The following is a 19,271-nucleotide window of genomic DNA, read 5'->3' on the forward strand; positions in this document are numbered from 1 at the left end:
TGGAAATAGTTATGCACCAACCGCCTGCAAAGGCTTCACCCCCCGCGCCGCCGTATGCCGATTGACCGGCACCGGCAACCCCAAGTGCCCGCGCAAGGTGCTGTGACTGTACTCACTGCGGAACAAACCGCGCGCGCGCAATAGCGGCAGCACTTGATCGGTAAAGCGCGCAAAGTCATCCGGCGCACCGACGTGGATGTTAAAACCATCCACCGCCCCCTCGACAAACCAACGCTCGATCTCATCGGCCACGGTCTCTGGCGAGCCGACAAAACTGGAGAACGGCTTGGCAAAACGCAACGCCGCCTGGCGCAAGGTCAGGCCCTGGTCGCGGGCGACTTGTTTGATATTTTCCGCGTGGCCACGATAGCCGTTGCTGCCCAGGTCGCCCAGTTCCGGGAAAGGTTCGTCCAGTGGGTACTGGCTGAAATCGTGGTAGTTGAACGGCCGCCCCAGTTGCACCAGGGCCTTGTCCAGGTCCAGCGCGCCGTTGCGTTCCCGGTCGATGGCCTGGGCCTGCTCGTCGGTGTCGGCAATGATCGGCGAGATGCCCGGCAGGATGGTCACGTGATCCGGATTGCGCCCCGCAGCGGCGGTGCGTTGTTTGATGTCGCGGTAGTAGGCCTGGGCGTCCTCGAAATTGCCCACACCGGCAAAGATCCCCTCGGCGTAACGGGCCGCCAGGCTGCGCCCGGATTCGGAAATGCCAGCCTGGAAGATCACCGGCTGGCCCTGGGCCGAACGCGCAATATTCAACGGCCCGGTCACTGAAAAAAACTCACCGTGGTGATCAAGGCGATGCTGGCGCTGCGGGTCGAGGAACACCTTGCTGCGCTTGTCACGCACAAACGCGTCGTCTTCATAGGAGTCCCACAGGCCCTGCACCACCTGCAGATGCTCGGCAGCCCGGCGATAACGCTCGGTGTGATCGATATGTTGCTCACGGCCGAAGTTGCCGGCGGCGCCTTCCAGGCCGGTGGTGACCACATTCCAACCGGCACGGCCGCCGCTGATATGGTCCAGGGACGCGAACTGGCGCGCCACGTTGAAGGGTTCGGTATAGGACGTGGTCAAGGTCGCCACCAGGCCGATGTTCGAGGTGGCGCCGGCGATGGCCGACAGCAGGGTCAACGGCTCCAGGCGGTTGAGAAAATGCGGCGCCGAATCCGCGGTGATGTAGGGGCTGTCGACGATGAACACCAGGTCGAACTTGGCCGCTTCCGCCTGCTGCGCCTGGGCGCGATACCAGTCGATGTCGACGCTGGCATCGCCGGGAATTTGTGGGTGCAGCCATTCGTTCTGCGCAGTGCCGACACCGGTGAGAATGGCGCCGAACTTGAGTTGCCGGGGTGTTGTAGACATGAAAATGCTCCTGAAATAGATGGATATCACTGGAGAAACCGGATCAGAAATGTGGGAGCGGGCTTGCTCGCGAATGCGGTGGTTCAGCTGGAACAGCTTTGACTGATACACCGCTTTCGCGAGCAAGCCCGCTCCCACAGTTTTTTACCGAGTGAGTCAGTGGGTTCTGGCGGCGATGGCTTCGACTTCAACCAAGGCACCGGGCAGTGGCAGTGCCACCACCTGCAAGGCCGTGCGCGCCGGTTTGTTCGGTTGCTCCGGTGTACCGAAGAACTGCGTGTAACCCGCCTGCAAACCGGCGAAGTCGAGCTTGCCGCCGGTCTCTTCGGCGCTGACCAGAAACACGCGCAACTGCACAATGTCACCGAGGTCCAGGTCTTGCTGGCGCAGGATCGAGCGAATCTTGTTGAACACTGAAACGGTCTGCACCTCAGTGTTGCCGTAAGCCGCTGGGGTGCCCGCCGGGGCGTTGGCATCGTGCAGGTCGGGCAAGGTGCCGCTGACGAAGATCAAGCTGGCCGACGCCGGTACGGTGACGGTCTGCGAGATCGGGAAGTGGCCGACGCTGGTCCGTTGAATGCTGTCGCTCATGGTGATGCTCCTCAAGAAGCGGCAAGCGCCGCGCGGTGTTGTTGCTCAGTGATCCGTTCGGCCAGTTGCGCGACCACATGCCGCGCCGAATTCGCCGCCGATTCCTGCCAGATACCCACGCCGCTCTGCACCAGGCCGTCACCGGCGACGTACACGCGACCGAAACCCGCTTCGAGCAAGGCGCTGGCCTCGGCCGCAAAGTGTTCGCGTTGCAGCCACGGGCCTTCGCTGTAGGGGATCTGTTCCCAGGACACCGCCAGCGGGTGGCGCAGGTGTCTGGAATAACCCGGGTGCAGCAACTCCACGGCTTCTTGCGAGGTGGCGTACTGTTCTTCCAGGGCTTTGGCGCCAAACCGGTCGGCCCCCTCGCCGGTCACATAACCCGCCACCAATAAACCGTCGCGGGTGTTGAGGTCGTTGCTCGGGTACCACAGCAGCCGCGCCGGGTGCTCGATCCACGACAGGCCGCCATAGGTGCGGTAGTCGGTCTCCCAGAAACGCGGCGACTGCCACGCGACTTTGGTCGCCTGGTCGCTGCGGGTGCTGAGCAAGGCCGCCTTGATCGGGTCGCTGAAGTCGGTATCCAGCTTGGCCAACAGCGGCAATGGCAGGGTCGAGATCAAGTAGTCGGCGCGTACCACCTGCTCGCGGCCGCTGTGTTGGTCGTGATACGTCACTGCCACGCCGTCTTCCAACTGGCGGATCTGGCGCACCTGGGCGCCGAGTTGCACGTGGTCACGGACCCGGGCGTAGAACGCATCGGTGATGCGGTCCATGCCGCCGACCGGCTGGAACATGGTCGCCGAAAATTCCGGGAATTCGGTGTGCAGCAACGCGCCCCACAACTCCGGGTGCAGGAGTTGATCCAGCGCCAACGGGCTGCGCGCAGCCGGCAACGCGCCGGGGTGCGCCGGGGAGTCCAGGTGCCCCGAACGAATCGTGCCTTCGAATGCCAGCGCTTGCGAAAGGTCGCCATACACCTGCAAAAACGCCAGCAGGCGCGTGCGTTCCTCGCGACTCAACACATCATCGAGGGCATCGCGTTGCACGGCCTTTGCCAGCAGGCCGGACAAGTGCCCGCGCGTATCGTTGAGCGCCTGGCCGACGCTGAACGCCGGTTTCTCCAGATCCGGCCGCACCTGGGCACCATGGCTGCTGTTGACCAGCACTTCCAGGGGCACCCCCAACTCACTGCAATAGTCGAGGATCGTGCGGTGCTGGCTGGGAATCCGCGCAGGCCCGGCGTTGAAGTAGTGGCCCTGATCAAACCCGGCGGTTTGCGTGCGGCCGTCCTTGTAGTCCACACGGTCGCCATGGCGAATGGTCCAGGTGCGGCCGCCGACCCGGTCGCGGGCCTCCAGCACTTGCACAGTGAACCCGGCGCGGCTCAGTTCCAGCGCGGTGACCAGACCGGCGATCCCGGCGCCCAGCACCAGCACGCGGGTGCCCTGCCCCAGGCCGTCCTTGAGTTTCAGCGGTTGCGGGCGGCGGTGCGACGAAGGCCCCAGGCCCAGCGCCGCCAGCGCATCCTTGACCGCCTGCTCACCGCCCACCGCAGCAATACTCGACAGTGCTTCACGTCGTGTCAGTCCCATGCTCGCTGCTCCTTAATCCGGCAGGCCGGGTGGGTTGATCAGCGACTTGTCGACACGCTCCACGTCCAGGCCCCAGCGTTGCAGCACCTGTTCGTATTGGCCGCCGGCAATCGCGCTTTCCAGGGCGGTATGGATCGGCTTGACCAGGCCGTTGTCCTTGCGCGTGGTCACGGCGATGTCGGCCTGCAACGGCCATCCGCCGTTGACGGTGCCGACGCGCTTGATGCCACCAGTGATCGCGGCCGAATAGGCGTACACCGAGTTCGGCCCGAACAGCGCGTCACTGCGCCCGGACTGCACCGCCAGTTGCGCGGCGGCCTGGTCGTCGAAGTACTGCAACAGCGCGGGCTTGATCCCGGCCTTTTCATTCGCTTCGTTCCAGGCCAACAGGACTTTCTCCTGGTTGGTGCCCGAACCAACGATGATCTTCAACCCGGCGATGTCCGAGGCCTGCTTGATCGCGTTGATCTTGCTGGTGCTCTTCACATAAAAGCCGAGCACGTCCTGGCGATAGGTGGCGAAGTCGAAACGTTTCTTGCGCGCCTCGGTCACGGTGACGTTGCTGATCACTGCATCGTATTTGCCCGAGCTGACGCCCAGCGGCCAATCTTCCCAGCTGGTCTGCACCACGTTGAGTTGCAGGCCAAGGCTGTCAGCGACCAACTGCGCGGTGTCGGCCTCGCTGCCGATGGTGGTCTTGTCATCGCTGGCCAGCAAAGCCAGGGGCGGCCCGGCCACGCCGGACACGGCCACGGTGAACTTGCCGGGCTGGGCGAACTTGAAGCCCGGCGGGATTTGCGCGATGGCCGCCTCGTTACGCGGCGCATGGATGCGCACGCGGTCGGGGCTGAGGTCGACCTGTTGCACGGCGAACGCGCTTTGCGCGGTACTGACGGCCAGCGCCAGCAGGGCCACACGGGCAGTAGAGATAAACATGGGCAGTCACTCCTTGAGCTAAAGCACCTTGCCGAGAAAGGCCGCGGTGCGAGGATGTCGGGGTTGGCGGAAAATCTGTTCGGGCGGGCCTTCTTCGATCAACTGGCCGTCGCAGAGGAACACCACGTGGTCGGCGACTTCGCGGGCAAAACCGATTTCGTGGGTGACGATCACCAGGGTCACGCCGAGTTGGGTCAGGCCCTTGATCACGTCGAGGACCTCGCCCACCAGCTCCGGGTCGAGGGCTGAAGTGGGTTCGTCGAACAGCAGCACTTTCGGGTCCAGGGCCAGGGCGCGGGCGATGGCCACACGTTGTTGCTGGCCGCCGGACAGCTGGCGCGGGTAGGCGTCGGCCTTGTCCGCCAGGCCGACCTTGGCCAGCAGCGCCGACGCCCTGGCCTGGGCCTCGGCCTTGCTCCAGCGCTGGTGGGCCAGGGGCGCTTCGGCGATGTTTTCCCAGGCGGTGAGGTGCGGGAACAGGTTGAAGTTCTGGAACACGAAGCCGACGTCGATGCGGCGTTTGAGGATTTCGCGTTCTTTCAACTCGTAGAGCAGGTCGCCCTTGCGCCGGTAGCCGACGTATTCACCGTCGATGGTGATGTGGCCGCTGTCGATCTTTTCCAGGTGATTGATGGTGCGCAGCAAGGTGGACTTGCCCGAGCCCGATGGCCCGAGAATCACCGTGACCTTGCCGGGGTCGATGGTCAGGTCGATGTCTTTCAACACCTGTTGATTGCCAAAGCGCTTGCCCACGCCCTGGATTTGAATACGACCGGCGCGGGCTTCACTCATGGGATTTCTCCTTGAGCCAGCGCGTGATGCGCTGCAACGGCGTGGGCGGCAGCACCCGCGCAGTGCCACGGGCGAAGTAGCGCTCGACGTAGTACTGCGCACTGGTCAGCACGGTGGTGATGATCAAGTACCAGACCGTCGCCACGATCAGCAGCGGGATCACCGCCTGGGTGCGGTTGTAGATGACCTGCACGGTGTAGAACAGCTCGGGCAAGGCCAGCACGTAGACGATGGAAGTGCCCTTGACCAGGCCGATGATCTCGTTGAAACCCGACGGCAGGATCGAGCGCAGCGCCTGGGGCAGGATGATCCGGAACACCCGCCGCGACGCCGGTAACCCGAGGGCGGCCGCCGCTTCGTGCTGGCCGGCGTCCACACCGATCAGGCCGCCACGAATGATCTCCGCCGCGTAGGCCGCCTGCATCAGGCTCAAGCCCAGCACCGCCACGGTGAATTGGCTGAGCACGTCCACGGTGGACCACTCGGCGAACACCAGGTCGGTGAACGGCACGCCCAGCACAATGTGGTCATACAGGTAGGCGAAGTTGTACAGGATGATCAGCACCAACAGCGCCGGCATCGAGCGAAAAAACCAGATGTAGCCCCAGGCCAACGCGGCCAGCAGCGGCGAGCCCGACAGCCGCGCCAGCGCCAGGCCGGTGCCGAGGAGCATGCTGAACAGCGTGCTCAGCAGCGTCAGCAACAACGTCTGGCCGAGGCCACGCAGCACCGACGGCGAAAAGAACCACTGGCCGAACACGCCCCACTCCCAACGCGGGTTGGTGGCCAGGGAGTGCACGATGCCGAGCAGTACCAACGCGGCAAAGATCGACCCGGCCCAGCGCCAGGGATGCCGCGCGGGAACGACTTGCAGGGTCTTGATCGGAGTGGCGACACGCGCCGTGCGGACCGGGCTGGCATGCTCGATCAGATCATAGGGTTTGGCGACGATGGGCATGTTCTCTTCCTCGCGGGTTGTGGCCTTAGAAGGCGTAAGTCAGCCGGGTGTAGTAGTAACCGCCGGTAAAACCGAAGGGCGAATAGGTGCCGTAGCTGCTGACCATGGTGCTGCTCGGCACGCCTTGTTTTTTCGGGTAGACGTCAAACAGGTTCTTGGCGCCGATGGCGACGTTGAGGTCTTTGGTGAGGTTGTAGCCAAGGTCGAGGTCGGTGATCCACTTGGCGCTGTAGACCCGGTCGAGGCTGCGGTCGGCGGAGACGTTGACCTCCTTATAGGAGCCGTAGCGGGTCAGGGCCAGGTTGAGGTTGAAGCGCTCGATGCTCCAATCGCCGCCGAGGATCAGCTTGGTGCTCGGCTGTACGCCGGTGATCAGGTTGCGCGCCTGGCGATCCATCAGGTCGTAGGAGGTGCCGAGGATCGTGGTGGACTCCTTGTAGTTGAGGATCCTGGTCTGGTTCCAGTTGAATGCGGCGGTCCACTTCAGCGAACCGTATGCACCGAGGTCCTGGTTGTAGTTGCTGACCAGGTCGAGGCCCTTGGTACGGGTGTCGGCACCGTTGATGAAGTACTGGCCGCCGGAGGTGGAAGTGATGCCGTTGCCTTGCAGGACTTGGGTGATTTGCGGACCGAGCAAGGTGCCGGTGAGGGTGATGCGGTCGCGCAGGTTGATCACGTAGGCGTCGGCGGTGAAGCTCAGGCGGTCGGTGGGTGTGAGGGTGAAACCGAGGCTGAAGTTGGTCGAGCGCTCGGGTTTCAACTCTTGTGCACCGAGGGCCTGGGCGGCGGCCGAACCGACCGGCAGCACACCGTAGTTGATCGACTGATACACCCCGTCCACCACGCCATAGGTGGTGGAACGCGCACTGAACAGGCTGTTGGCCAGGGACGGCGCGCGGAAGCCATTGCTCACCGTGGCGCGCACGGCGAATTGTGGGGTGAAGTCATAACGGGTGGTCAGCTTGCCGCTGCGCGTGGCGCCGACGCCCTGGTTGTAGTGTTCGTAACGCAACGCGGTGCCCACGTACCAGTCCGGCACCGGGTTGAAGCCCACGTCCACATAGCTGGCCAGGCTGTTGCGCGAGGCGGTGGCTTCTTCATCCGGCGAAATGCCGTTGGTGACCTGCGCCCCGGACGACGCGCAATTGCCCGGGGCCACGCAGTAGCCGCCGTTGGCGTAGGACGCATAGTCACCGGCCTGCACCTCATAAGTGTCGCGCCGGTGTTCGAAGCCGTAGCTCAGGTCCAGCGGCTTTTGCAGGCCAATGTCGAAGCCGCGCTTGAAGTCGAGGTTGGTGGTCAGTTCGGTGGAAATCCACGTGCCCGAGGTGAAGTGATTCGGCGTGGCCTCGCCCAGGGACGGGTTCTGGTTGTGGGTGGTGCCCTGCTCCGCGTCGTTGCGCCCGTAGGTGGTGGACAAATCCCAGTCCCACTCGCCGACGGTGCCTTTGCCACCGAAGGCGGCCTGGAAGTCGTCTTCGTCGATAAACCAGGTCGGCGTGTAGCCGCCGGGGTAGCCGTTGGGGCCGGTGGTGATGGTGTTGGTGATGGTCGGCAGGCGGAAGTTCTGGCCCTGCTCGGCCTTGCGCCGCGAGTAGGTGGTAAAGGAATACAGGCTGAAGCTGTCATCGAGCGGCAGCTCGGCGTTGTAGCCCAGGGTCAGCAGATTGGTCTTGGGTGTGCCGTAGCCGCCGTAGGTAGAACGCCCCGCCTGCTCATGGGCCTGGGCGTAGGTGTAACCGTTGGCGCTGGCCTTGTTGTCATCGTTCTGGCTGCGCGCATCAAGGGCCAGTTGCACAATGCCGCCGTTGCCGATTTCAAAACCCTTGTTGAGGCTCTGTTGCACGGTCTGTTTCTTGCCGTCGTAACCCAGGCCTGCGTTGGTCACCGAGGTGCCGCTGGTGTCGGCCTTGAGGATCACGTTGATCACCCCGGCGATGGCGTCCGAGCCATATTGGGCGGCGGCGCCGTCACGCAGGACTTCCACATGGTCGATGGCGCTGATGGGGATCAGGTCAAGGTCAGCCGGCGCGGCGCCGGTGTTGATCCCGTTGATGTTCAGGGTGGCGCTGGTGTGGCGACGCTTGCCATTGACCAGCACCAGCACTTCAGCGGCGCTCAGGCCACGCAGGTTGGGGGCGCGGGCGATACCGCTGGCGTCCCAGCCGGTTTTTTCCGGCAGGGTCAGCGACGGGATCACCGCACTCAGGGCTTCCATCAAACCGGGCTTGCCGGTGTTCTGCAATTGCTTGGCGCTGACCACATCGATCGGCACCGCGCTGCTGGTGACAGTGCGCTGCTCGGCGCCACGGTTGCCGGTGACCACTACGGTCGAAAGGGTGCTGTCATCCTGGGCCTGGGCGGCGTTGGCCAGCATTGCCAGGGCCAGTACGGCGGTGGGTGTTAGCGCTTGCTTCATAGCCATTCCTGCTTATCCAAATCGCGAAGTCGGGCAGCCACGCGGTCGTGCGCGGTGCTCGTTTTTTGGGGGGTGTGGCGGCGATTGGGGGCTAAGGCGCGTGCGGGGTGTGAATCGGCAACATACGTTGAATTCCCTTCCAACGATTCTGCTACGGGCATGATTACCCGGTTATGGGAGCAGAATCTGAATCACGATGAGTACCATCCGAGGTCAGGGGTAGGCTGTTGCGATCAAACATAACGGAATGGGTTTTGAAAATATAATGCTGTTTTGGTCTAAGCTAATATTCTTGTATTTCATTATTTATGGATTTTTTTATACATATAAATGATGTTTTTGAGTGCATATCCATTGCTGCGGTAACGGCGGCTCACTTTTGAAAAGCGCAAACCACAGTTCCATCTGAATACATGGAGATCCAAATGTGGGAGCGGGCTTGCTCGCGAATGCGGTGTGTCAGTCAACTCATTCATTGGCTGATCCACCGCATTCGCGAGCAAGCCCGCTCCCACAGTTTTGACCCCGTTCGACCCGCACATACCGGTCGGTTCTAAGGCCGCCGCGCTCTGGTTTTTGATCTGGGGTCGCCCCGTAAAACACGCTGGCCGAACGCAGGCGAGGTGCCGAATGTAGGGGCGAAGGCCTTTTGCTTACTTTTAGGGCTTTCCAAAAGTGAGCCGCTGTTAGAGCGCAACCCTAAGCCGCCGTTACCTAACCAACGGATATACCCACCGAACCAAAGCTATCGCCCGGTGCATCTTCAATTGGACGGCCGCAGCAACTGCATCTGCTGACGATAATCATCCGTCACCTGCCGCGCCTGGCTGCCGCTGGTAATCACCCTTGGTGTGATCAACACAATCAGCTCGGTACGGTCCTTGGACTTGCTGGTGTTGCCGAACAACCAGCGCAAGCCGGGGATTTTGCCGAGGTAGGGCACCGCACTCACGGATTCGGCGTTGTCCTGCTTGATCAAGCCGCCGAGCAGCACGGTCTGGCCACTCTGTACCGCCACCTGGGTGGAGACCGAGCGCGTGGAGATGCGCGGGTTGCTCTGCGTGTCGCTGGCCGCTTGGGTCTCGGCATCGCTGACCTGCTGCTGAATGTCCATGTACACCAGGCCACCCGGGTTGATCCGTGGCACCACGTCGAGGATCACCCCGGTCTGGACGTATTCGACGCTGCTCAGGGTGGTGTCCGAGGTGCCGGTGTTCACCGTGGTCTGGCTGATGGGAATGTTGTCGCCCACCTGGATCTGCGCCGGCTGGTTGTTCATCACCACCAGCGAGGGCGCTGACAGCACCTGGGTGCGGCCGTTGGTTTCCAACGCATGCAAGGCCACTTGCAGGTTGGAGCTGACAAACGAGTAGAACAACGAATCCGTCGCCCCCAGCCCTGCCCCGCCGCCGCCCAGGGCGCCTTGGCTGCCGGCGGTGTTGGCCACGGTGGTGCTGGCGGAATTGCCCGCCAGGCGCCCCAGGTACCACTGCACCCCGAGGTCCAGTTCACCGCTGAGCTTGACCTCGAGAATGCGCGTCTCGATCTGCACTTGCAGCGGCGGGTTGTCGAGGCGTTTGATCGCCGATTCGATTTCTTTCCATTGCACCGGACGCGTGCGTACCAGCAATTGGTTGCTGCTCTTCTGCGCGGTGATGCGGGTGCCGGCGTCGAGGCTTTTGGCCGGGGCGTCCTCAGTGGCGCCCTGCTCGGGATTGTCCTGGTCGGACTCGGGTGCCTGCTCCTCATCATCGGCAACAGACGGGTCGTTGTTCAGATTGTTGCTCAGGCCGCCGGGCGTGCTGCCCGACGTGCTGTTGGTGCCTGGCGACGACAGGGTCGCCGTGCGCAAGCCCGGCGCGACCTTGGCCGGGGCATCATCCTTGATCGCGCCGGTACCGTAGATCTGCCGCAGGTATTTGGCGAGGTCGGTGGCCTTCATGTTGCGCACGTCGTACACGTACATCTGCGGCTCGTTGCCGCCGCCTTCGTCGATGGTATGAATCCAGTCACCGACCTCACTGAGGTACTGCGGCTGCGACGAGATCGCCACCACCGAGTTGGTCCGTTCGATCGGCAGGAAGCGCACCATGCCGGCCAACGGCATGCCACTGTCGGGGCCGAACATTTTTTGCAGCTCGGGCATCAACTCGGCCACCGACGCGCGCTGCAAGCCGAACACACCCACCGACATGCCTTTGAGCCAATCCACATCAAAGGTGTCGATGGTGTCCTGGTAGTTGGCCAACTCCTCCGGCGTACCCGCCAGGCTCAGCACGTTGCGCGCCGGGTCCACCAGCAGGAAGGCATTTTCCCGGGCGAAGGGCTTGAGCAGTTTCTGCATCTCGGTGGCGGAAATGTAGCGCAGCGGGAACAGCCGCGCCGACAAACCATTGGACGGCTGTGCAACACGCATCTGCGGCACCAGCTTGCCCGCCACGGCCTGGTTGGCGGGCAGGATCACATAGCGGTTGCCCTGTTTGATCATCGCGTTGTCGGTCCAGGACAACAGGGTCTCGAGGATCGACAGTGCCTGCTGCTTGTTCACCGGTTTGGAGGTGGAAAAACTGACGTTGCCTTTCACACCCTGGGCGATGCTGTAGTTCTCGTGCAGCAGGTCGCCCATCACGCTGTTGATCACCGCTTCGATGGGCTGGTCGGCGAAGTTGAACACAATGTCGCCGCCGCTCTGCTGCGCCGCTGCCGCCGCCGTGGGTGGGCGCACGAATTGCTGGTTGCCACGGATCAACTGGCGCTGCGGCGCAGCCTTGGCCTGTTGGGTGTCGGCCGCTACCGCCGGCTCACTGGCCGGGTCCTGCGGCGGACGTTGTGAGCCGGTGCCCTGCATCGCCTCGTGCATGAGCGCGTCATCGGCGTCGAGGTGGTCGGGCAGTGAGCCGCAGCCACCAAGGGAAACGGCAGTGGCCAGGCAAAACGCGGTGGTACGCAATGTATCGATCAAGGGGTGGGCTCGTGAGGAAGAGTAATCGGGGGGGTGGTCGATGGCGGCGGCAGACGCAGGGCCTTGAGGCTCAAGGTTTGCGTGCGGCCATCGAGGGCGAAGTGCGCTTCGCGGGGTGTCAGGTGTTCCAGGAGCCAGCCGTTGGGCAGGGCCTGGCCTTGGTGGATTTTCAGCGCGGGGCCGTCGGCCGGCTTGAGCAGCGCCACGCGCAGCTCGCCGTCGAGAACAATGCCGGTCAACACCAGGCTCGACAGGCTCGACGCCTGCGCCTGGCCAACCGCGCGATCAGGGCTGCGATCGGGGCTGAACAACGGCGCCTGCCAGGTGCCGGCCAGGCTTTCCAGGCTCGCCTGCGGGGCGGCCAGCACCTTGGCCGCCGCGGTGCTGCGCGCGCTCGGCGCGGGTGCCGGCAGCCACTGCGGCGCGTCGCCGATGCTGCTCAAAATGCCAAGCATCAACAGGCCCAATGCCGTCGACAAACCCAGCAAGCCCCACTCGAGGGGGCGCAATACCGGAATCATCGGGCCACCTGTCCGGCGCCAGCCGGTTGCAGATAACCGCGCACCAGCAGGTGCACCACCAGCTTCCCGGCGCCACCGCTGGCCGGCGCATCGGCGCGGCGGCGGATGCTCATTTCATCCACGAACAGGAACGGCCGCTGGTATTCCAGGGCATGCAAGATGGCGGTCAGCGGTTCGATGGCGCAGTCCAGGGTCAGGCTGAGCTTGACCTGGCGGTACGGCTCGCTGTCGTCCTGCTCCGGGGTGATCGGCATGCGCTGGGTCAACTTGCAGCCGCCGCCGAGGCTGACCTGGCTGCTGATCAGGTCGGCGACGCGTTGCATCAAATCGGCGGCCACGGCGCTGGGGTCGTCACCGGGCAACAGGCTGGTGCTGCTCGCCGGGTCCTGGCGCGCCTGCTCCAATTGCTCACGCAACGACGCGCCCTGCTGCAACAGCCCGGCGTAACGTTGCTGCTGTTCGCGCAGTTGCTCGGCGCGCTCGCCCATGTCGCGCAGCGGGCCGGCGAACCAGCTGTCGATCAACAGCCAATACGTCGCGCCCAGCACCAGGGCCAGCACCAACAGCGCGGCGCCGCGACGTTCACGGGGTGTCAGGGGTCGGCGCATCGTTGGCCTCCTGGTGCAAGTGGGCGCGCAGGGCAAACTGATCCTTGCCGGTTTGCGCATCGGGCTGGATCACCCCTTCGAACCTGGCGTTTTCCAGGCTGCGGCACGCCTTGATCCGGGTGATCAAGGCGCTGGCCTTGGCGCTTTGCCCGGAGAGCGACACCTCGGCGCCATCGGTGATTTCCAATTGCTCGATCCAGGTGTCGGCGGGCAGGCAGGTGGTCAACTCGTTAAGCAGTGCCGCCAAGGGCGGCTGGGCGGCTTTGCGGCGGGTCAGGTAGTTCGCTGCACCGCGGGTATTGAGCAGTTGCTGACGCAGCTGCTGGACCTGGGCCACCTGGTGTTTTTGCTGCTGGACGCTGGCGTGCATCACATCCAGCACGCGCTGGCGGTCGTTGAGCCACAACAGCATCGCCGCAATCACCAACGCCGCGCACAGCCACGGCAGGCTGCGTTGCAGGCCCTTGCCGCGGGCGCGCTGGCGTGGCCGCAACGGCGCGGGCAGCAGGTCGATGCCCAGGCCCGGCACATCGACCTGATGGGGATGCAAACCCAGGGCTGCGCAGTCGAGCAGGATCTGGTCGAGGCGTGTGCGCTGGATCGCCACCAGCGTCACTTTGAGGTGCGTGCTGGTGCGCCGCTCCTGGTGTGCGACGAAGTACAGTTGCTCGGCGTCGAACGGGGTGAAACGGTCAAGTTCATAACCGACCACCGCCGTCAGGTTGCGGGCCGCCGCCAGCGGCAGTTGCAGGCTCTGCACCAGCACCGTCGAAGGCGCAAGCAGCAACACCTGGCGCACATTCTCGGGCACCGGCCCTACCGGCGCCGTCAACGGCCAGGGGTAGCTGCGCTCAGGTGGCTCGTGCGCCAGCAACCACGCCGGCAGGCAGCCGCGCAGTTCGTTGAGCCACAGGCGCCAGCCTTGCAGCAACAGGCTGCCGCGCCAGCGCTGGGCAATGGGTTGAGCCCACTGCTCAAGTTGCGCCAAGGGTTTGGATAACGATCGATTCATTCTTGCCAACGCAACACCCGATACGGTTGTGCGCTTCCCTCCGATGGGCTCAATAAAACGGTGACTTGCAACCGCGCGTGGTAACCGCCAGGGCGTTCTGCCCGGCTGCTGATCACCAGCACTTCGCCGGGATCAGCCCCCACCGTGCTTTGTTGCGGCAGGTTCAAGGCCTTGCGCAGCAGTGTGCTGGCGAAGGCGGGATCGGGCCGGTCCAGGCCGCTCCATAAAGTGATCTGCGGCACCAACCGGCTGTACAGCGCCTGGGTCATGCCCGGCAACTGACGCAACTCTTCAACCACCCGGAACGGCGCCACACCTTGATTGCGGCGGGTTTCCAGGTCCTTGGCCAGGCGCGCAGCCTGGGCCGCGGAAGCGCCGCAGGCCAAGGCCACGCGGGCGAAATCAGCCGGCTCGGCACTGTTCAGATACAACTTGCCGCGCTCGCTGCGCAGGCTTACACGCAACTGCGCGTCGTCAAATACCAACGGCATTTGCCGCCCATCGGCGACCCACTGTTTGCGCTGCAGCGGATCAGCCAGCGCCTGCATCACCAGCGCGACGCCCGCCTCCGCCGCCAGCACGGCCTGGGTGTGCTGGCGATGCCACGTCGCCTGGCGCGTCTGCAGTTGCACCCACCCGGCCAGGCCACCGAGCAACAGGCTGAGCAACGCCAGCACCCACAGCACCAGCAACAAGGCCACGCCGCGTTGCTGCTTCATTGATCCGACGCTCCGCCGGACAGGTTCAGACGCAGCGCCACCACCTGGCTGACCCACGGCACCGGCCCGCCGACCGTGGCGTCGATACGCACCGCGTAAGGCAGGCGCTTGGTCCACGGCCATGTGCTGATCCAACCAGTGGCCTGGCCTTTGGGGGACACGCCGCGATAACTGAATTGCAAGGCCTCGACATCGCGCAACAGCACCTGCGGCTCACTGCGCGCGGCCGGCACGCTGACCTGGGCGGTGGATTCAAAGCGCGCGAACGCCACCTGCAAGTCATCGCCGTGCAGTTGCAGGGTGAAGCGCTGAATTCCACCGCCAAGCACCCCAGGCAAGGTCGCGACAAACTGCAGGCGCTGCGCCGCGCCGACAAAAAAACCGGGGGTCTGGCTGTCGTCTTCGGTCACGTCCAGTGGCAGCGCTTCGCTGATCGCCGTGCGCAAAAACTGCTGCGCGGCGCGCATTTCATCCAGGCTCACCGTGTAGCGCTGGGCCTTGAGCACCGCACGGTTGGCCCCCAGCAACGCGCCGCCGACCAGGGTCAGCAGCACGCCGAGCAAGCTGAGCACGATCATGATTTCGAGCAAGGTAAACCCCTGCTGGCGCCGGTTCATAACGGCACCTTGTCGCTGGCGGCGCGCAATTTCAGCGTGCTGAACTGCGCCTGGCGCGGCCCTTCGCGCACCGTCAGATCGAGGCGAAACAAACGCGGCTGGCCCAGGCGCGTGGGTTGCTGGGCGATGTGCAAGTGCCAGGCGATGCCCGCCAGGTTGCCCTGGCGGATGCCACTGGCCAGCAGCCCCGCCGCTTCCTGATCGAACACGCTGAGCGCCGCGTGGGTCAGGCGATCACTGTGCTGGACCTGCAACAACGACCGCGCGCTCTGGCCAAACGCGACCAGCAGCACCGTGCTGCAGATCGCCATGAGCATCAGGGCGGCGAGCATCTCCAGCAGGGTGAACCCCGCCTGGCGCTTCATGGCAACGCCTTGGATTGCACGCTGCCGGTCAGCCAGCCGATGTCGATGCGCCAACGCCGACTGCCACTGGCCAGCAACAGGTTGCCGCCGGTGGAGCTGCCATCCGGGTAGAACGCCACCGCAGCGCCCACTTGTTCGGCGGTGTGCAGGGTCACTTGCAGGTCGGCCGGCCAGTGCCTGGGTGGCCGATCGGGGGCCTGAACGCTCAACCCACGCAGATCAAACACAGTCGTGGCGGTGTGCCCGCTGACAATCGCCCGCGCCCGCGTGCTGCGCAGGGCATCGACGATCTGCCCGACCGCCTGGCGCTCGCGGGCGGTCTTGAGCCCTTGTTGCAGGCCAAACCCGAGCAACCCGGCGGCGATGCTGATCAACACGATCACCACCAGCATCTCCAGCAAGGTAAAGCCGCGTTGAGGGTTGGGCATGGTCGCGGGTTATTCCCAGTTGCCCAGGTCGGCGCTGTAGCCTTCGCCACCGGGCTGGCCGTCCTGGCCGAAGAAGATCAGGTCGAACGCACCGTGCTCACCGGGAAAGCGATAGCCGAAGGCATGCCCGAACGGGTCCTTGAGGTCCGACGGCTTGGCGTACGGGCCGGCCCAGCCTGCGGCGTTGGCGGGCTTGTCGACCAGCTGTTGCAGGGTCTTGGGCGGTGAGCCGACGTCCAGCCCATAGCTTTCGATCTTCATGCCCAGGCTCGCCAATTGCGCCTTGCCCGCGCCGTATTTGCCCTTGTCGACATTACCGCCGACCTGGCGGACCACAATGGTCGCGACGATGCCCAGCAGCACGATCACGGCGAGCATTTCCAACAGGGTGAAGCCGCTTTGGCGGCGTGCAGGTTTCAAGCGCATGGGGGTGGGTCCTCGGGGGTTCATATATTGCTGGTCAGGCTCATCAGCGGCAGCATGATCGCGAGCATGATCACCGCCACCAGCACCGCCATGACCACGGTCAGGGACGGCACCAGTGCGGCGAGCAGGCGGTCGATGCCGCGTTTGGCTTCAACGTCGAACACATCGGCGACCTTGAGCAGCATGCTGTCCAGTTCACCGGCCTGTTCGCCGACTTCAATCATTTGCAGGGCCAGGTCCGGCAGTAGCGGCTCGGCGCCGAACGCGCTGGCCAGGGTGCCGCCGCCTTTGACCGACTCGGCCGCCTGGGCGACCTGGGCTTGCAGCGCGCGGTTGGTGCAGACCTGGCGCGCGATCACCAGCGCTTGCAGCAAGGCCACGCCATTGCTCAACAAGGTGCCGAGGGTGCGGGCCAAGCGTGCGGCTTCTATGCGCTGCAACAGCGGGCCGATGACGCGGATGCCAAGCACGCGGCGGTCGTAGCGTTCACGCCGTTGCGGGTTGCGCAGGCGCGCGGCCAGGGTCCAGATCGTCACGATAGCCCCGGCCAGGACTGCCAGGCCCCAGGCGCCGAGGAACTGGCCGAGGCCAAGGATCACTTCGGTAATCAACGGGATGGGTACACCGAGGTCTTTGAAGATCGGTACGAACTGCGGCACCACGTAGGCCAACAGCAGCGCCAGCGAACCGAGCACGCCCACCACCAGGAACGCCGGATAGATCAACGCGTTGATCACCTCGCCCCTCAGGAGCTGGCTGCGCTCCAGGTAGTCGCTGAGCTGACGCAGGGTGTTTTCCAATGCACCACCGGCCTCACCGGCGCGGACCATGCTCAGGTACAGCGGCGAGAACTGGCTGCCCTCTTCTTCCAGGGCCTTGGATAACGGTTTGCCGGCCTTGACGTGTTCGCGGATTCGCTCGATCAAGGCGCGCATCTGGGGCTGGCCGGGTTGCTTGAGCAGGATGCCCAGCGAGCGTTCCAACGGTTGCCCGGCGCCCAGCAGCGTGGCCAGTTGCTGGGTGAAACTGACCAACGCCGCCGCCTTCAACTGACCGCGCCCCAAGGCCTGGCGCAGGCCCTGGCTGCCCGCCGGCGCAATCTGCAACAACAGCAGGCCGCGCTTGTGCAGGGCGGCGACGGCAGCGGCCTGGTCCTTGGCGTCGAGGGTGCCGTTTTGCGCAGCGCCCTGGCTGTCGAGGGCGCGGTATTTGAACAGGCTCATGTGCCGTCGCCCCGCGTGACGCGCAGCACTTCTTCCAGCGAGGTCACGCCCGCCACGGCCTGGCGCAGGCCCTCTTCATGCAGGGTGCGCAGGCCGCTGCGGCGCGCGGCGTGTTCAAGGGTGGCGGCGTCGGCCTGGCGCATCAGCAGGCTGCGCAGTTCGTCGTTCATCACCAGCAATTCGGTGATTGCGCTGCGCCCGTGGTAACCGCCGCCGGGGGCATCGGCACGCGGGCGGTAAAGCCGGATCGGACTCGCATCGGTAAAGCGATCCAGGCCGTGTTCGGCGATCAATTCGGGCGGTGCGTCAAAGGCTTCGCGGGTGGCCGGGTCGAGACGGCGGACCAGGCGCTGGGCGAGGATGCCGTTGACCGTCGAGGCAATCAGGTAGCTTTCCACGCCCATGTCGAGCAGCCGCGTGATACTCGCCGCCGCGCTGTTGGTGTGCAGCGTCGACAGCACCAGGTGGCCGGTCAGCGACGACTGGATCGCGATGCGGCAGGTCTCCAGGTCACGGATCTCGCCGATCATGATCACGTCCGGGTCCTGGCGCACGATAGAGCGCAGGGCTGCGGCGAAATCCAGGCCGATGGCGGGCTTGACCTGGATCTGGTTGATGCCTTCGAGCTGGTATTCCACCGGGTCTTCGACGGTGATGATCTTGCGTTCGGCGGTGTTGAGCCGCGACAACGCGGTGTACAGCGTGGTGGTCTTGCCCGAGCCGGTCGGCCCGGTGACCAGCAGGATGCCGTGGGGTCGTTCCAGCACCTGCAAAAACGCGTCGAGACGCTGGCCGTCGAAACCCAGGCTCTGGAAATCGAACTGCACGGTCTGGCGGTCGAGCAGGCGCATCACCACCGATTCGCCAAAACTGGTGGGCACCGTGGACACCCGCAAATCCAGCTCCTTGCCCTGGATGCGCAGCATGATGCGCCCGTCCTGGGGCAGGCGGCGCTCGGCGATGTCCAGGCGCGCCATGATCTTCACCCGTGAAATCACCGCCGCCGAGGAGCTGGACGGCGGCGCTTCGGCCTCGTGCAACACGCCGTCGATGCGGTAGCGCACCTGCAACTGATTTTCGAAGGGTTCGATATGAATGTCCGACGCCCGATGTTCCACGGCGCGTTGCAGAATCAGGTTGACCAGGCGGATTACCGGCGCTTCGGAGGCCATGTCCTTGAGGTGTTCGATGTCTTCCAGCGCGCCACCCTGCTCGTCGAGGTTCTCGATCAGGGTGCCCATGGCCGAACGGCCCTGGCCGTAGTAGCGCTCGATCAGCGTGTCGACTTCATTGCGCGGGCCGATGGCCAGCCAGATCGGCACCCCACACGCATAGGCCAGCGCCTGGAACGGGTACGCCTGCGCCGGGTTGGCGGCCAGCACGCTCAAGCCGTCATCGCGCCACCCCACCGGCACCACCTGGTAGTGGCGCATGAAGCGTTCGGTGAGGCTGGGCAACGGGTCCAGCAACGGTGGCGCGGCATCGGCGAGCAACAGCGGCGCGCCGATCAAGTCGGCCCAGGCCTTGGCCAGTTCGACTTCGGAGACCAGCCCCAGGCGGGTCAACAGGCTGAGCAACCCGGCCTCGTCAGACTCCTGGGACAAGCGCCGGGCACGCTCCAGGTCGACGGTTTTCAAACCGGCATGCTGCATCAGCCAGGCGCACACCTGTTCGGTGGTCGGGATGGGCATCTGGCAGGCATCGACGGGCGTTGCGGGACTTGGCATGAGCAGCTAT

General features: G+C 64.5%; 18 protein-coding genes. All 18 read right to left on the minus strand.

Annotated elements, in window-relative coordinates; genetic code table 11:
• Positions 1-9: 9 nt before the first annotated feature.
• The gene (locus AC3ISR_RS18320) at positions 10-1,362 is read right to left on the minus strand and encodes an LLM class flavin-dependent oxidoreductase (protein WP_463983483.1); all 1,353 of its coding nucleotides are present in this window, start codon (positions 1,360-1,362) and stop codon (positions 10-12) included.
• Between the two features lie 156 nt (positions 1,363-1,518).
• Entirely contained in the window at positions 1,519-1,953 is a 435-nt protein-coding gene (locus tag AC3ISR_RS18325) for a RidA family protein (protein ID WP_463983482.1), read from the minus strand.
• 11 nt (positions 1,954-1,964) lie between these two features.
• The gene (locus tag AC3ISR_RS18330; protein WP_463983481.1) at positions 1,965-3,548 is read right to left on the minus strand and encodes a flavin monoamine oxidase family protein; all 1,584 of its coding nucleotides are present in this window, start codon (positions 3,546-3,548) and stop codon (positions 1,965-1,967) included.
• 12 nt (positions 3,549-3,560) lie between these two features.
• Positions 3,561-4,484 (minus strand): ABC transporter substrate-binding protein, encoded by a 924-nt coding sequence (locus AC3ISR_RS18335; protein WP_463983480.1) that lies wholly within the window; start codon positions 4,482-4,484, stop codon positions 3,561-3,563.
• A gap of 18 nt (positions 4,485-4,502) precedes the next feature.
• Positions 4,503-5,276 carry an amino acid ABC transporter ATP-binding protein gene (locus tag AC3ISR_RS18340; protein ID WP_192296775.1) on the minus strand — a complete coding sequence of 258 codons (774 nt, stop codon included), beginning with the start codon at positions 5,274-5,276 and terminating at the stop codon, positions 4,503-4,505.
• Positions 5,269-6,234, minus strand: a complete 966-nt coding sequence (locus tag AC3ISR_RS18345; RefSeq protein WP_192296776.1) for an amino acid ABC transporter permease — start codon at positions 6,232-6,234, stop codon at positions 5,269-5,271. Before AC3ISR_RS18345 ends, AC3ISR_RS18340 begins: the two co-directional genes overlap by 8 nt.
• Positions 6,235-6,259: 25 nt before the next feature.
• Entirely contained in the window at positions 6,260-8,653 is a 2,394-nt protein-coding gene (locus tag AC3ISR_RS18350; protein WP_463983479.1) for a TonB-dependent receptor plug domain-containing protein, read from the minus strand.
• 763 nt (positions 8,654-9,416) lie between these two features.
• Positions 9,417-11,615 carry a type II secretion system secretin GspD gene (gspD, locus tag AC3ISR_RS18355; protein WP_463983478.1) on the minus strand — a complete coding sequence of 733 codons (2,199 nt, stop codon included), beginning with the start codon at positions 11,613-11,615 and terminating at the stop codon, positions 9,417-9,419.
• Entirely contained in the window at positions 11,612-12,136 is a 525-nt protein-coding gene (locus AC3ISR_RS18360; RefSeq protein WP_463983477.1) for a cupin domain-containing protein, read from the minus strand. The genes gspD and AC3ISR_RS18360 overlap by 4 nt, the downstream gene beginning before the upstream one ends.
• Positions 12,133-12,744, minus strand: a complete 612-nt coding sequence (gspM, locus tag AC3ISR_RS18365) for a type II secretion system protein GspM (protein WP_192296782.1) — start codon at positions 12,742-12,744, stop codon at positions 12,133-12,135. The genes AC3ISR_RS18360 and gspM overlap by 4 nt, the downstream gene beginning before the upstream one ends.
• The gene (locus AC3ISR_RS18370) at positions 12,719-13,756 is read right to left on the minus strand and encodes a PilN domain-containing protein (protein WP_192296783.1); all 1,038 of its coding nucleotides are present in this window, start codon (positions 13,754-13,756) and stop codon (positions 12,719-12,721) included. The genes gspM and AC3ISR_RS18370 overlap by 26 nt, the downstream gene beginning before the upstream one ends.
• Complete coding sequence (locus AC3ISR_RS18375) at positions 13,753-14,475, minus strand: general secretion pathway protein GspK (protein WP_192296784.1); 723 nt, start codon at positions 14,473-14,475, stop codon at positions 13,753-13,755. Before AC3ISR_RS18375 ends, AC3ISR_RS18370 begins: the two co-directional genes overlap by 4 nt.
• Positions 14,472-15,092, minus strand: coding sequence for a prepilin-type N-terminal cleavage/methylation domain-containing protein (locus tag AC3ISR_RS18380; protein WP_192296785.1), 621 nt, complete (start codon positions 15,090-15,092; stop codon positions 14,472-14,474). The genes AC3ISR_RS18375 and AC3ISR_RS18380 overlap by 4 nt, the downstream gene beginning before the upstream one ends.
• Positions 15,089-15,457, minus strand: a complete 369-nt coding sequence (locus AC3ISR_RS18385) for a prepilin-type N-terminal cleavage/methylation domain-containing protein (RefSeq protein WP_463983476.1) — start codon at positions 15,455-15,457, stop codon at positions 15,089-15,091. Before AC3ISR_RS18385 ends, AC3ISR_RS18380 begins: the two co-directional genes overlap by 4 nt.
• Entirely contained in the window at positions 15,454-15,885 is a 432-nt protein-coding gene (locus tag AC3ISR_RS18390; RefSeq protein WP_192296787.1) for a type II secretion system protein, read from the minus strand. The genes AC3ISR_RS18385 and AC3ISR_RS18390 overlap by 4 nt, the downstream gene beginning before the upstream one ends.
• A gap of 9 nt (positions 15,886-15,894) precedes the next feature.
• Positions 15,895-16,311, minus strand: coding sequence for a type II secretion system major pseudopilin GspG (gene gspG, locus AC3ISR_RS18395; RefSeq protein WP_192296788.1), 417 nt, complete (start codon positions 16,309-16,311; stop codon positions 15,895-15,897).
• A 20-nt stretch (positions 16,312-16,331) separates the two neighbouring features.
• Positions 16,332-17,534 (minus strand): type II secretion system inner membrane protein GspF, encoded by a 1,203-nt coding sequence (gene gspF, locus AC3ISR_RS18400; RefSeq protein ID WP_463983475.1) that lies wholly within the window; start codon positions 17,532-17,534, stop codon positions 16,332-16,334.
• Positions 17,531-19,261 carry a type II secretion system ATPase GspE gene (gene gspE / locus AC3ISR_RS18405; protein ID WP_463983474.1) on the minus strand — a complete coding sequence of 577 codons (1,731 nt, stop codon included), beginning with the start codon at positions 19,259-19,261 and terminating at the stop codon, positions 17,531-17,533. Before gspE ends, gspF begins: the two co-directional genes overlap by 4 nt.
• Positions 19,262-19,271 lie beyond the last annotated feature (10 nt).

Source organism: Pseudomonas sp. GL_117 (assembly GCF_057835125.1).

Coding starts and splice junctions, on each gene's coding strand:
- AC3ISR_RS18320 (WP_463983483.1), bottom strand. CDS start 1,362: ATGTCTACAACACCCCGGCAACTCAAGTTCGGCGCCATTCTCACCGGT.
- AC3ISR_RS18325 (WP_463983482.1), bottom strand. CDS start 1,953: ATGAGCGACAGCATTCAACGGACCAGCGTCGGCCACTTCCCGATCTCG.
- AC3ISR_RS18330 (WP_463983481.1), bottom strand. CDS start 3,548: ATGGGACTGACACGACGTGAAGCACTGTCGAGTATTGCTGCGGTGGGC.
- AC3ISR_RS18335 (WP_463983480.1), bottom strand. CDS start 4,484: ATGTTTATCTCTACTGCCCGTGTGGCCCTGCTGGCGCTGGCCGTCAGT.
- AC3ISR_RS18340 (WP_192296775.1), bottom strand. CDS start 5,276: ATGAGTGAAGCCCGCGCCGGTCGTATTCAAATCCAGGGCGTGGGCAAG.
- AC3ISR_RS18345 (WP_192296776.1), bottom strand. CDS start 6,234: ATGCCCATCGTCGCCAAACCCTATGATCTGATCGAGCATGCCAGCCCG.
- AC3ISR_RS18350 (WP_463983479.1), bottom strand. CDS start 8,653: ATGAAGCAAGCGCTAACACCCACCGCCGTACTGGCCCTGGCAATGCTG.
- AC3ISR_RS18360 (WP_463983477.1), bottom strand. CDS start 12,136: ATGATTCCGGTATTGCGCCCCCTCGAGTGGGGCTTGCTGGGTTTGTCG.
- gspM (WP_192296782.1), bottom strand. CDS start 12,744: ATGCGCCGACCCCTGACACCCCGTGAACGTCGCGGCGCCGCGCTGTTG.
- AC3ISR_RS18370 (WP_192296783.1), bottom strand. CDS start 13,756: ATGAATCGATCGTTATCCAAACCCTTGGCGCAACTTGAGCAGTGGGCT.
- AC3ISR_RS18375 (WP_192296784.1), bottom strand. CDS start 14,475: ATGAAGCAGCAACGCGGCGTGGCCTTGTTGCTGGTGCTGTGGGTGCTG.
- AC3ISR_RS18380 (WP_192296785.1), bottom strand. CDS start 15,092: ATGAACCGGCGCCAGCAGGGGTTTACCTTGCTCGAAATCATGATCGTG.
- AC3ISR_RS18385 (WP_463983476.1), bottom strand. CDS start 15,457: ATGAAGCGCCAGGCGGGGTTCACCCTGCTGGAGATGCTCGCCGCCCTG.
- AC3ISR_RS18390 (WP_192296787.1), bottom strand. CDS start 15,885: ATGCCCAACCCTCAACGCGGCTTTACCTTGCTGGAGATGCTGGTGGTG.
- gspG (WP_192296788.1), bottom strand. CDS start 16,311: ATGCGCTTGAAACCTGCACGCCGCCAAAGCGGCTTCACCCTGTTGGAA.
- gspF (WP_463983475.1), bottom strand. CDS start 17,534: ATGAGCCTGTTCAAATACCGCGCCCTCGACAGCCAGGGCGCTGCGCAA.
- gspE (WP_463983474.1), bottom strand. CDS start 19,261: ATGCCAAGTCCCGCAACGCCCGTCGATGCCTGCCAGATGCCCATCCCG.